The organism is Mycobacterium sp. pUA109 (assembly GCF_041287095.1).
In the GTDB taxonomy this organism is placed as follows: Bacteria; Actinomycetota; Actinomycetes; order Mycobacteriales; family Mycobacteriaceae; genus Mycobacterium.
This window is the reverse complement of record NZ_JBGGKS010000020.1, coordinates 59754-70345: the sequence shown is the minus strand read 5'-3', so window position 1 is coordinate 70345 and position 10592 is coordinate 59754. Positions and strand designations below refer to the sequence as shown.

The 10592-nt window shown below is 69.2% G+C and carries 16 protein-coding genes; 6 read left to right on the top strand and 10 right to left on the bottom strand.

Features of this window, described 5'->3' with window-relative positions:
• Positions 1-73: 73 nt before the first annotated feature.
• The 3 genes from ACAG26_RS21190 to ACAG26_RS21180 all read right to left on the bottom strand — a co-directional run bounded on the left by ACAG26_RS21190 (position 74) and on the right by ACAG26_RS21180 (position 2001).
• A complete protein-coding gene (locus ACAG26_RS21190) occupies positions 74-685 on the bottom strand; it encodes a PaaI family thioesterase (protein ID WP_370485033.1) in 612 nt (203 codons plus the stop codon).
• Positions 686-750: 65 nt separating this feature from the next.
• On the bottom strand, positions 751-1605 hold the full coding sequence (locus tag ACAG26_RS21185) for an aldo/keto reductase (RefSeq protein WP_370485032.1): 855 nt from the start codon (positions 1603-1605) through the stop codon (positions 751-753).
• Between the two features lie 48 nt (positions 1606-1653).
• Entirely contained in the window at positions 1654-2001 is a 348-nt protein-coding gene (locus ACAG26_RS21180; RefSeq protein ID WP_370485031.1) for a hypothetical protein, read from the bottom strand.
• Between the two features lie 99 nt (positions 2002-2100).
• Here ACAG26_RS21180 and ACAG26_RS21175 point away from each other — a divergent pair, with 99 nt between their 5' ends.
• Complete coding sequence (locus ACAG26_RS21175) at positions 2101-2598, top strand: DUF1990 family protein (protein ID WP_370485030.1); 498 nt, start codon at positions 2101-2103, stop codon at positions 2596-2598.
• 156 nt (positions 2599-2754) lie between these two features.
• Here the strand turns inward: ACAG26_RS21175 and ACAG26_RS21170 are convergent, their stop codons facing one another.
• From ACAG26_RS21170 to fdxA, 6 genes are all read right to left on the bottom strand, one after another.
• A complete protein-coding gene (locus ACAG26_RS21170) occupies positions 2755-2919 on the bottom strand; it encodes a hypothetical protein (protein ID WP_370485029.1) in 165 nt (54 codons plus the stop codon).
• A gap of 68 nt (positions 2920-2987) precedes the next feature.
• Positions 2988-3953 (bottom strand): NAD(P)H-dependent flavin oxidoreductase, encoded by a 966-nt coding sequence (locus ACAG26_RS21165; RefSeq protein WP_370485028.1) that lies wholly within the window; start codon positions 3951-3953, stop codon positions 2988-2990.
• Between the two features lie 8 nt (positions 3954-3961).
• Positions 3962-4303, bottom strand: a complete 342-nt coding sequence (locus ACAG26_RS21160; RefSeq protein ID WP_370485027.1) for a cupin domain-containing protein — start codon at positions 4301-4303, stop codon at positions 3962-3964.
• 30 nt (positions 4304-4333) lie between these two features.
• Complete coding sequence (locus tag ACAG26_RS21155) at positions 4334-4708, bottom strand: hypothetical protein (RefSeq protein WP_370485068.1); 375 nt, start codon at positions 4706-4708, stop codon at positions 4334-4336.
• 47 nt (positions 4709-4755) lie between these two features.
• Positions 4756-5418, bottom strand: coding sequence for a helix-turn-helix transcriptional regulator (locus ACAG26_RS21150; protein ID WP_370485026.1), 663 nt, complete (start codon positions 5416-5418; stop codon positions 4756-4758).
• Between the two features lie 20 nt (positions 5419-5438).
• A complete protein-coding gene (gene fdxA, locus ACAG26_RS21145) occupies positions 5439-5786 on the bottom strand; it encodes a ferredoxin (RefSeq protein WP_370485025.1) in 348 nt (115 codons plus the stop codon).
• 47 nt (positions 5787-5833) lie between these two features.
• Here fdxA and ACAG26_RS21140 point away from each other — a divergent pair, with 47 nt between their 5' ends.
• The 5 genes from ACAG26_RS21140 (at position 5834) to ACAG26_RS21120 (ending at position 10204) form a co-directional block, all read left to right on the top strand.
• A complete protein-coding gene (locus ACAG26_RS21140) occupies positions 5834-6424 on the top strand; it encodes a DUF2249 domain-containing protein (RefSeq protein WP_370485024.1) in 591 nt (196 codons plus the stop codon).
• Positions 6424-7224 carry a class I SAM-dependent methyltransferase gene (locus ACAG26_RS21135; RefSeq protein WP_370485023.1) on the top strand — a complete coding sequence of 267 codons (801 nt, stop codon included), beginning with the start codon at positions 6424-6426 and terminating at the stop codon, positions 7222-7224. Before ACAG26_RS21140 ends, ACAG26_RS21135 begins: the two co-directional genes overlap by 1 nt.
• 119 nt (positions 7225-7343) lie before the next feature.
• Positions 7344-8261: an aminotransferase class IV gene (locus tag ACAG26_RS21130; protein ID WP_370485022.1), complete on the top strand. Its 918-nt coding sequence runs from the start codon at positions 7344-7346 to the stop codon at positions 8259-8261.
• Positions 8262-8352: 91 nt separating this feature from the next.
• On the top strand, positions 8353-9144 hold the full coding sequence (locus ACAG26_RS21125) for an enoyl-CoA hydratase/isomerase family protein (protein ID WP_370485021.1): 792 nt from the start codon (positions 8353-8355) through the stop codon (positions 9142-9144).
• Position 9145: 1 nt separating this feature from the next.
• The gene (locus ACAG26_RS21120) at positions 9146-10204 is read left to right on the top strand and encodes a F420-dependent hydroxymycolic acid dehydrogenase (protein ID WP_370485020.1); all 1059 of its coding nucleotides are present in this window, start codon (positions 9146-9148) and stop codon (positions 10202-10204) included.
• Here ACAG26_RS21120 and pcaC read toward each other — a convergent pair.
• Complete coding sequence (gene pcaC, locus ACAG26_RS21115; RefSeq protein ID WP_370485019.1) at positions 10196-10588, bottom strand: 4-carboxymuconolactone decarboxylase; 393 nt, start codon at positions 10586-10588, stop codon at positions 10196-10198. The two genes, ACAG26_RS21120 and pcaC, sit on opposite strands and share 9 nt — an antisense overlap.
• Between the last annotated feature and the right edge of the window lie 4 nt (positions 10589-10592).

Sequence of the window (10592 nt, the reverse complement as noted above, 5' to 3'; positions counted from 1 at the left end):
CTCCAGGGGTGTGCGGGTGTCCGGTCGGTCGCGACCATGCTATCGGGGCGGCCACCGGCGACCGCCCCGAGCCTCACGGCTGGCCGGGCTTCAGCAGCACAAACAGGCCCTGGGCCTCGGTCAGCAGGGTGTCGCCGTCGCACAGCCGCCCCGACACGAAGATTTTGCGCCCGTCGATCCGGTCCACCCCGGCGTCGACCTGCAGCTCCTTTTCGATCGGCACGATGTGGCGGTAGTCCACGTGCAGGTAGGCGGTGCGCTGGTAGCGGCTGCCGGTGAGCACCGCCGAGGTCAGCCCCAGCACCGAGTCGAACAGCAGGCCCAGCGCCCCGCCGTGCACGGCGCCGTTGCGGCCGAGGTGGAACCGGGCGAACCGGGCGGTGCCGCGGATCCGGTCGTCGTCGGCCTTGCCCACCTGCATCGGGATGGTCAAGATGTTGCCGCGGTTGGGCAGGTCGAAGCGGCGACCCGACGGCGAGGACCACTCGTCGGCCTCGAACGGCGCCAGCAGGGCGGCGACCTTCTCGATCAGGTCGGCGGCCTCGCTGATCACCTCGTCGGGGGCGTCGGCGGCGCGGGCGCGGTCCTGCAGGGTGCGCACCGCCTCGACGAACCGACCGTAGTCGGGGCCGCCCTTGGCGGTGGGTTGCGGCGGGTTGAACCCGCCGCCGGGGTGTCGGGGCATGTTTTCACCGTTCACTCTGCGTCCAGGGCGTGACCCACTCGAACTTTCGCGCCCTAGCCGCAGAGTCAATCCTGCTGGGCGGCCCCGGCGGCGGCCAGGGTGTCGAACTCGTCGTCGGACAGCGTGATCTGCGCGGCGGCGACATTCTCCTCCAGGTGCGCCACCTTCGAGGTGCCCGGGATCGGCAGCATCACCGGTGAGCGTTTCAGCAGCCAGGCCAACGCCAGCTGTGACGGGGTGGCGTGATGTTCGGCAGCGATCTGCTGCAGCGGGCCGCCCGGGGCGGCGAGCGGGCCGGCGGCCAGCGGGAACCACGGGATGAAGCCGATACCCTGCTCGGTGACCGCGTCCAGCAGCGGTTCGGCGCTGCGCTTGGTCAGGTTGTACTCGTTTTGCACGGACACGATCGGGGTAATCTGCTGGGCGGCCTTCAACTGATCGACGTCGATCTCGGACAGCCCGATGTGGCGGATCTTGCCCTCGTCCTTGAGCTTGACCAGCTCGCCGACCTGGTCGGCCAGCGGGTAGTGCCGGTCGATGCGGTGCAGTTGGAACAGGTCGATGCGCTCGACACCGAGGCGGCGCAGGCTCATCTCGCATTCCTGGCGCAGATACGCCGGGTTGCCCAGCGGAACCCAGACGTCCGGGCCGGTGCGCAGCAGCCCCGCCTTGGTGGCGATGACCAGCCCGTCGTAGGGGTGCAGCGCCTCCCGGATGATGTCCTCGGAGACGTAGGGGCCATACGAGTCGGCGGTGTCGATGAAGTTGACGCCGAGTTCCACCGCGCGCCGCAGCACCTGTACGCATTCCCCGCGGTCGGCCGGCGGGCCCCACACCCCGGATCCAGTCAGCCGCATCGCGCCGAAGCCGAGCCGGTTGATGGTCAGGTCGCCGCCGAGGGTGAAGGTCTGCTCAGTCACCTGATCGACGTTACGCCCCGGAGGGCATCGTATTTGGCCACGCTGCCGCTACTCCCCCGCGCGGCGCCGCTTCGCCGCGGGCTGCCGGCGGGGCCGGTTGCTCGGTTCGCGCGAGGCGATGGCATACACGGCCACGATGCCGACAAAACACACCGCGAAGCCGCCCAGCACGATCAGTGGATAGTAGAACGTCGGCCCCGACGCACGGATGGCCAAGACCAGCGCGGTCACATAGCCGCCGACGGCCACGCCGCCCGCAATCAGCGCCACCACATCGTCGGCGCCGCCATTGCTCAGCCCGAACACGGCACGCGCCCCCCAGAGGACCAGCGCCACCGGAATCGCCGCCAGGATGAACCCGACGACCGTGAGGCCGGCATCGGTTTCCGGGCTCATCGCTCGTCTCCTCCGCGTCCGACTCGCACCAGGGGTGTTTGGTCCGTTGTCAACTATCGCAGTCTTTGCACGCGCGGCGCGGGTGGCAGGGTGGAGTGGGTGGATCTGACCAAACTGACCGCACTGCCCCTGACCTATCCGGAGGTGGGCGCGACCGCCGGTGCCCTGCCGACGGGATACCAGCACATCGCCGCGTCGGCCCGCATCGGCGCCGGGCGGCAACGCTTCGAACAGGCCAGCGACGCGGTGTTGCGTTACGGCATGCAGCGCGGCGCGGGGCTGCGCCCGCAGGCCAGCAGCGACGTCGCCGCCGTCGACGCGGTGCTGGTGGTTCGGCTTGGGGTGCTGCACGCGCCGTGCCGCGTCGTCTACGTCGTCGACGAACCCAACCGGCGCGGGTTCGCCTACGGCACCCTGCCCGGGCACCCCGAATCCGGTGAGGAACTTTTTTCGGTGCGCTACGACCCCGCCGACGACGCGGTGTACGCCGAGGTCCGCGCGTTCTCCCGGCCCGCCACCTGGTGGAGCAAGCTCGGTGCACCGGTGGCGGCACTGCTGCAGCGCGTGATCACCCGGCGTTATCTGCGTGCCGTGTGACCGGTGTGCGCGGCCTGCGCCAGGCGCATGTCGTAGTAACCCAACCGCGCCGCACGCGACGAAGTCGTCCTCTGAGTGCCCATCCACAGCCGTCGAAATGACCGATGCGCTGGCTGCGGCATCACCGGCGGGCGGTGTAATGCCCGGCAGAGGCTCTCAGCCGAGCCGGGTGTGCGCGTACTCCTCGACCGCGCGGACCACATCGGCGGCTTGGTCCTCGCTTCCGGTGACCCGCACCAACCAGTGCGCGAGCGCGGTCGGGTTATCCCCACGATCTAATCGCGGGTCCACCAACCTGCGCATTGCACTGTCCAGCTCCACTCGTCTTCTCCTGTTCGTAGTTGCTCGCCGCCAGCGAGCAGACGCAAAAGCCCCCTTTTCCAGGCGATTTAGGGGTCTTTTGCGTCTGCTCGCGCTCTTAGCAGCCGTTCGGCGCCGGTGCACAGCGTCTCGATGACCTCGCCCGCCGGGCGCACGGTGGTCACCAGCCCGACGCCCTGGCCGGCGTCGACCGGCGCGATGCGGGGATCGTCGGCGGCCACCCCGGCGCTCAACTCCGCGGCGGCGGTCGGATCGGCGCCCAGCGCATCCTCGCGGCCAGTCCAGCGCGCGACGAAGTCGTTGCGCAGCACCCGAGACGGAAACCGCGCCGGCCACGGCCGCCCCTGCCCGATGTCGAAGACCCGGGTGGCCACCGTCTCGGCGCCGGTGGCCGTGATCAGCGCCCGGCGGGCCCCGTCGGCGGTCAACGCCTCGGTGCACGCCGACAGGCAGGTGCCCAGCCACGCGCCGCTGGCCCCGGCGGCCAGCACCGCGGCCAGGCTTCGGGCCGAACCGATTCCACCGGCCGCCAGCACCGGCACCGACACCGCGTCGAGCACCAGGTCCAGCAGCGGCAGGGTGGCGATCCGGTCCTCGCCGTGGCCGCCGCCCTCGGCGCCGCGCGCGACCAGCACGTCGACCCCGGCGTCCTGCGCACGCCGCGCCGTGACGCCGTCGTAAACCTGTGTGACGGCAACGATTCCGGCGTCGTGGGCGCGCTGCACCCAGGCGAAGTCGTCACCGAAGCTGAGCGACAACAGGGTGGGCCGGGCAGCGAGGGCGGCGTCGAGCAACCCGGGCTGCTCGCGAACCACCCAGTCCACCAAGCCGATTCCGAATCGCGACACCTCACCCAGCTGGCGCAGTTCGGTCTGTAGCGCCGCCACCGCGCCGGCACTGCCCATGCCGACCATGCCCAGGCCCCCGGCCGACGTGACCGCGGCGGCCAGCCGGCCGCCGGCCACCCCGCCCATCGGGGCGTTGACGATGGGAACCCGCAACCCGAGGCTGCGCGACCACGGGGTAGATAACACCGAGTTGATTACGCCTGGGCCATGCGCTTGGCGACGGTCAGCATCACCGCCGAGTCTTCGAGGGCGGCCAGCGCGTGTCGTTGCGGCGGGATGGTGACGTGGTCACCGGCCTTGCCCTCCCAGCTGTCGTCACCGGCGGTCAACCGCACATGGCCCTGCAGTACCTGCAGCGTCGCCTCGCCGGGGCTGTCGTGTTCGGCGAGTTCCTGCCCCGCGACCAGAGCCACCAGGGTCTGCCGCAGGTCGTGTTCATGCCCGCCGTGGATGGTGTGCGCGGCTCGGCCGCTGTGCGCCTGACGCGCCTCGGCCAACTTGTCGGAGGCCAACGTGGTCAACGAGATGGATTCCATCGATACGCCCTTCGCAGATAGTCGCGTCCCTCAGCTGAATAGTAGAAGAGCACCGGCCACCGCTAAGGCAATCATCTTGATCGCCTCCAGGCCGACGTAGTAGTAGTGCCCGTGGGATCGGGGCCCCTCGGCACCGGCGAGCACTTGATCGGAGCGGCGATTCAGCCGCGGGCGCACCACCGCCAATTGGACGGCCAAGGCGGCGGCGGCCACCGCGTACGCGACGATCACCGACACCGACGGGGGGTTGGCCACCACGACCACCAGGATGGCGGCGGCGAAAACGAGTTCGGTGCGGTTGAGCGCGCGAAACACCAACCGGCCGATGCCGAGCCCGATCTGCAAGGTCACGTTGGGCGCGCGAAACTTCAACGGCGCTTCCAGAAACGAGATCCCGGCGACCATTCCCAGCCAGACGAAGGTGACAGCCACAGCGACGCCCTGCGCGCCGCTCACGTGGCGGCCCCTTTCAGCAGCGACAGATGCGCCAAGCACAGATCCGGTTCGATGAACGCGTCGAGCCGGTCGATGGCGACCGGCGCATGCCAGGTTTCCAACGCCCCCTGCATGAGTCCCAAATGGATGGGACAGACCACGTTCGTTCGGGCTTCCGCCAACTCGAGGAATGGGCAGTGCCGCAGCCCAACCTGCTTTTTCCCGTCGCCGTCGCGGCGTTCCGGCGCAAACCCCAACTCGTCGAGCAGATCCACCAGATGGTCGATCGATTCCTCCGGCCCCGCCGGAACATCTTGGGTGACAGGAGGTTCCAGACGCTGTCCCCAAGCGCGTCCGGCGGCGAGCGCCTTAGCGCCGGGGTCGTCGTCGGAGGCGAACCCGATGGATAGAATCTCGGCCAGCAGCCGATAGCTGCGCGGTCCACCGCGGTCCATCCGCCGAATCGACCGGAACATCAGCGGCGGACGCCCGGGCCCCTTGTGCTCGGGTTCGGCGTGCTCGACTCGCCCCTCACTGAGCAAGGTGTCCAGGTGGAACCGCACGGTGTTGGGATGTACCCCCAGTTCATCGGCGATCTGGGCGATGCTCATCGGAGCATTCGCCGCCTTCAACACCTGCAGCACGTCGAGGCGACGGCCGCCGGATTCGCCGGATGACATGAGGCTGTCGTTCACTCTCCTTATGCATCGCCTTGATGAGGCAGGTTAGCGACCAGCGGAGTGTCCACCCCCAGCGGACCGATCTTAGCGGCCCCGCCCGGCGATCCCAGCGGTTCGTCGTGACCCGGCAGTGGTTCGGCGAAAAAGGCCGCGTTGTCGTCCAGGTAGGGCTGCAGCTCCTCGGGCAAATCGTCCTCGTAATAGATCGCTTCGACCGGGCAGACCGGTTCGCACGCACCGCAATCCACGCATTCGTCGGGGTGGATGTACAGGGCGCGGCCACCCTCGTAGATGCAGTCCACCGGACATTCCTCCACGCACGCCCGATCCATCACATCCACGCATGGCTTCCCGATCACGTACGTCATGCGCTAGAGTTTACACAATCGAAATTGTAAAAACTAGGAAGGTCCCGATGAGCGACACCGAACTCGACGTCCGGGAACTGCGCAAGCCGGACAAGCACCCGACGATCTTCGCCACCTACGCCAAACTCGGCGTCGGCGAATCGTTCGTGCTGGTCAACAACCACGACCCCAAGCATTTGCGGGACGAGTTCGAGACCGATCACCCCGGCAGCTACGGCTGGGAGTACCTGGAGAAGGGCCCGGTCTGGCGGATCCGGATCAGCAAGCTCACCGCCACCCCGCTGCCGCGGTTGCTGGTCAACACCACCGAGATCGCCGAGCCCGACGTCACCGGCGCGGCCTGGAAGCTGAACATCCGGGAGCGGGACCTGGACTCCAACCTCATCGCGCTGCCGCCGGGCGGCGGGATCGGGGAACACACCGGCGCCGACGTCGACGTGCTGATCCACGTGCTGTCCGGCAGCGGTCAGCTCACCACCGAGCACGGTGTCATCGAACTGCGGCCCGGTGCGCTGCTATGGCTGCCGCGGCTGTCGCGCCGCCAACTGGACGCCGGGCCCGAGGGATTGCGGTACCTGACGGTGCACCAACACCGCGAAATCGGCGGCCTGATGCCCACGGTGCGGCAGGCAGTCTGATGTCCGGCGACGGGGTGCCGGTCGCCAACCGAGACGACGACACGGTGCAGGGGCATTGGCTGCTGGCGCGGCTGGGCAAGCGGGTGCTGCGGCCCGGCGGCGCCGAACTCACCCGCAGCCTGCTGGGCCGTGCCGACCTGACCGACGCCGACGTGCTGGAGCTGGCGCCGGGGCTGGGGCGCACCGCCACCGAAATCCTGGCCGGAAAGCCCCGGTCCTATATCGGTGCCGACCAGGATCCCGACGCGGCGCGCACGGTGCGCGGCATCGTGGAGGACCACGGCGGGGAGGTGCGGGTGGCCGACGCGGCCGAGACCGGGCTGCCCGACGCCAGCCGCGACGTCGTGGTCGGCGAGGCGATGCTGAGCATGCAAGGTGAGGTCGCCAAGAACGCGATCGTCGCCGAGGCGGCGCGGGTGCTGCGGCCGGGTGGGCGTTACGCCATCCACGAGCTCGCGCTGACCCCCGACACCATCGCCGAGGACATCAAGACCGATATCCGCCGGGCGCTAGCCCAGTCGATCAAGGTCAACGCCCGTCCGTTGACGGTCGCCGAGTGGACACAGCTGCTCGCCGGCCACGGCCTGGTCGTGGACGAGGTGGAGACGCGGCCGATGGCGCTGTTGGAGCCGCGCCGGCTGATCGCCGACGAGGGGGTGTTTGGGGCGCTGCGGTTCGCCAGGAACCTGCTCACCCACCCCGACGCCCGACGGCGGGTGCTGCGGATGCGCCGCACGTTCCGCCGCCACCGCAAGGAGTTGGCCGCGGTCGGCATCGTCGCGCACAAGCCCGCCGCGTGACCTGACCCCGTCGAAATCGACCGCAGCGCGGAAATGTGCGAGTAGACGCCTCGCTAGCGTCGATCTCGCCGCCACGAAAATCGGTTCGGTTTCTGCGGCCGGTTTGCTAGGTTGCGTCGATGGCCGACCCGTACCCGCAGGTGTTCTACCGTGACCGTCTGGTGCCCGCCGCGCAGGCAGCGCTGGGGGTGGCCACCTCGGCCGTGCTGTACGGGCTCAGCGTGTACACGGTGTTGCCGGTCCGGGTGGCCGACGGCGCCCGGACGGCATTTCGGCTGCCCGAGCATTACCGCCGGCTCATCGAGTCCTGCACCATCGTCGGCATCGACCAGTTCGCCGCGCAGTGGAGCTATGACCGCTTCGCGGCGACGGTCGGGCAGCTGGTGACCGCCAACGCGCCCCAGCGCGACGTGTTTGTCCGGGTGACCGTGCACGTCGACGAGTCAATTCCGGGCACCCGGGTGCGCGGCTGCTCGACGGCGGTCAGCGCGTTCGTCTACGACGCGGTGCCGATCGTGCCGCAAGACGGGATGCGGCTGAAATCCAGCCCGTGGCGACGCATCCCCGACTACGCGATCCCGTCCCGGGCCAAGGTCAACGGTGCCTACGTCAATTCGGTGCTGGCCAAACAGGATGCCATCGACAGCGGCTACGACGACTGCGTTTTCCTCGACACCGCCGGGCATGTGTGCGAATTGAGCGCGGCGAACATCTTTTTGGTGCGCGGCGAAACGCTGATCACCCCGGACGTGTCCTGCGACATCCTCGACGGCATCACCCGCCGCACCGTCCTGACCCTGGCGGCCGAGGAAGGTATCCCGGTTGCCGAACGGCGGGTCGACCTCACCGAGCTCTACATCGCCGACGAGGTGTTCGCCACCGGCACCTCCTCCGGTGTCGCCCCGGCGCTGCAGGTCGACGGCCGCACGGTCGGCGACGGTAAACCCGGCCCGATCCTGCAGGCGCTGCGCAAACGGTATGCCGCCGCGCTCCGCGCCGACGACCCGCACGGCTGGGTGACGCCGTTGGGTATTTAGGGCGCCGAAATCGACGCCGGCGTGATCGCCGTCGGCGTGTCGTCGCGGTAGCGTCAATCTCGACGAGCCAGCCGACAATAGGAGCGACCCGATGCCGGATACCTATGACGATTTCCCCAGCCTTCGGTTCGAGACCGGCAACCACGGGGTGCTGGAGTTGGTCCTCGACGCGCCCGGCCTCAACGCGGTGGGACCGCAGATGCACCGCGACCTCGCCGACGTGTGGCCGACGATCGACCGCGACGACGAAGTGCGGGCCGTGCTGGTCCGCGGTGAGGGTAAGGCGTTTTCGGCCGGCGGCAGCTTCGAGCTGATCGACGAGACCATCGGTGACTATGCCGGCCGGATCCGGATCATGCGGGAAGCCCGCGACCTGGTGCTCAACCTGGTCAACTTTTCCAAGCCGGTGGTGTCGGCGATCCGCGGCCCCGCCGTGGGCGCGGGCCTGGTGGTGGCGCTGCTGGCCGACATCTCGGTGGCCGGGCGCGGCGCGCGGATCATCGACGGGCACACCAAACTCGGGGTGGCCGCCGGGGATCACGCCGCGATCTGCTGGCCGCTGCTGGTCGGCATGGCCAAGGCCAAGTACTACCTGCTCACCTGCGAGCAGGTACTGGGCGAGGAGGCCGAGCGGATCGGGTTGGTGTCCAAATGCGTCGACGACGACGCGGTGATCGAGACCGCCACGCAGATCGCCGAGAACCTGGCGCAGGGCGCCCAGCAGGCGATCCGCTGGACCAAGCACAGCCTGAACTACTGGTATCGCATGTTCGCGCCCGCCTTCGAGACGTCGCTGGGGTTGGAGTTCATCGGGTTCAGCGGCCCCGACGTGCACGAAGGGCTGGCCGCCAACCGCGAGAAACGCCCACCGCGGTTCACCTGAAATGCGGCTATCCCGCCGGGCTTTCGGCCGACTCGCCATGGTGGGCGGCCCGGCGGTGGCCGCGGCGTGCGGGCGTCCCACCCACCGGCGGTCACCGGGCCCCGGCGTGGGATTCGTGCTCTCGCATGAGCAATTCGGCACCAGCCAACTCGTGGAGCAGGCAGTGGCCGCCGAACAGGCCGGTTTTCAACATGTTTGGGCCAGCGACCATCTGCAGCCGTGGCAAGACAACGAGGGGCACGCCATGTTCCCGTGGCTGACGCTGGCGCTGGTCAGCCAACGCACCAGCCACGTCAGCCTCGGGACCGGGGTGACCTGCCCCAGCTACCGGTATCACCCGGCCACCGTGGCGCAGGCGTTCGCGTCGCTGACCCTGTTGGCGCCCGGGCGGGTGTTTTTGGGCCTGGGCACCGGTGAGCGGCTCAACGAGCAGGCCGGCACCGGGCAGTGGGGCCCGTACACCGAGCGGCGTGACCGGCTGATCGAGGCGATTCAGCTGATCCGACAGCTGTTCACCGGGCAGCGGATCTCGTTTCGCGGACGCTACTTTCAGACCCAACAGCTTAAACTCTATGACCGGCCGGACTCCCCGCCGCCGATCTTCGTGGCCGCCAGCGGCCCGAAAAGCGCGCAGGTGGCCGGGCAGTACGGCGACGGTTGGATCACCCAGGCCGCCGAGCTCAGCAAGGCACCGCTGCTGGCCGCATTGGCCCGGGGCGCGCAGGCGTCCGGCCGCGACCCGGCCAGCTTGGCGAAACGCGCCGAGATGTTCACGGTGGTCGGTGATCACGACGAGATCACCCGCGCGGCCGAGTTGTGGCGGTTCACCGCCGGCGCGGTCGACCAACCCAATCCGGTCGACATCCAGCGCGCCGCGCAGGTCAACCCGCTGGACAAGGTGATCGGCGGCTGGACCACCGGCACCGACCCGGCCCCGCATATCGCGGCGGTGCAGACGATTCTGGACGCCGGTGCCACCCCGTTTGTGCACTTTCCGCAGCGCGACCCGACCGCCGCGATCGAGTTCTACCGCGACCACGTCCTCGGTCAGCTACGGTGACGCGTCGGTCGCGTCGATCTCGTCGAACACCCGCTGGGCGATCCGGAACGCGGTGTTGGCGGCCGGCACCCCGCAGTAGATGGCGGCCTGCAGCAACACTTCTTTGATCTCGTCGCGGGACAGGCCGTTACGCAGCGCGCCCCGCAGATGCAGCGCGAGTTCCTCGGTGTGGCCGCAGGCGATCAGCGCGGTCAGGGTGATCATGGATCGGCTGCGCCGATCCAACCCGGGCCGGCCCCAGATCGCACCCCAGGCGTATTCGGTGATGAATGCTTGGAAATCGCCGGTGAAGTCGGTGGCGTGCGCCGCCGCGCGGTCGACGTGGGCGTCGCCAAGCACCGCACGGCGTACCGCCATACCGCGGTCGTAGGGGCTGTCGGTCATAGGT

What these genes read in the sequence shown, in the direction of transcription:
- ACAG26_RS21150 (WP_370485026.1), bottom strand. Translation starts at nt 5,418, where the DNA reads ATGTCATCCGGCGAATCCGGCGGCCGTCGCCTCGACGTGCTGCAGGTG.
- fdxA (WP_370485025.1), bottom strand. Translation starts at nt 5,786, where the DNA reads ATGACGTACGTGATCGGGAAGCCATGCGTGGATGTGATGGATCGGGCG.
- ACAG26_RS21180 (WP_370485031.1), bottom strand. Translation starts at nt 2,001, where the DNA reads ATGAGCCCGGAAACCGATGCCGGCCTCACGGTCGTCGGGTTCATCCTG.
- pcaC (WP_370485019.1), bottom strand. Translation starts at nt 10,588, where the DNA reads ATGACCGACAGCCCCTACGACCGCGGTATGGCGGTACGCCGTGCGGTG.
- ACAG26_RS21135 (WP_370485023.1), top strand. Translation starts at nt 6,424, where the DNA reads ATGTCCGGCGACGGGGTGCCGGTCGCCAACCGAGACGACGACACGGTG.
- ACAG26_RS21130 (WP_370485022.1), top strand. Translation starts at nt 7,344, where the DNA reads ATGGCCGACCCGTACCCGCAGGTGTTCTACCGTGACCGTCTGGTGCCC.
- ACAG26_RS21120 (WP_370485020.1), top strand. Translation starts at nt 9,146, where the DNA reads ATGCGGCTATCCCGCCGGGCTTTCGGCCGACTCGCCATGGTGGGCGGC.
- ACAG26_RS21190 (WP_370485033.1), bottom strand. Translation starts at nt 685, where the DNA reads ATGCCCCGACACCCCGGCGGCGGGTTCAACCCGCCGCAACCCACCGCC.
- ACAG26_RS21140 (WP_370485024.1), top strand. Translation starts at nt 5,834, where the DNA reads ATGAGCGACACCGAACTCGACGTCCGGGAACTGCGCAAGCCGGACAAG.
- ACAG26_RS21155 (WP_370485068.1), bottom strand. Translation starts at nt 4,708, where the DNA reads ATGGTCGCCGGGATCTCGTTTCTGGAAGCGCCGTTGAAGTTTCGCGCG.
- ACAG26_RS21160 (WP_370485027.1), bottom strand. Translation starts at nt 4,303, where the DNA reads ATGGAATCCATCTCGTTGACCACGTTGGCCTCCGACAAGTTGGCCGAG.
- ACAG26_RS21125 (WP_370485021.1), top strand. Translation starts at nt 8,353, where the DNA reads ATGCCGGATACCTATGACGATTTCCCCAGCCTTCGGTTCGAGACCGGC.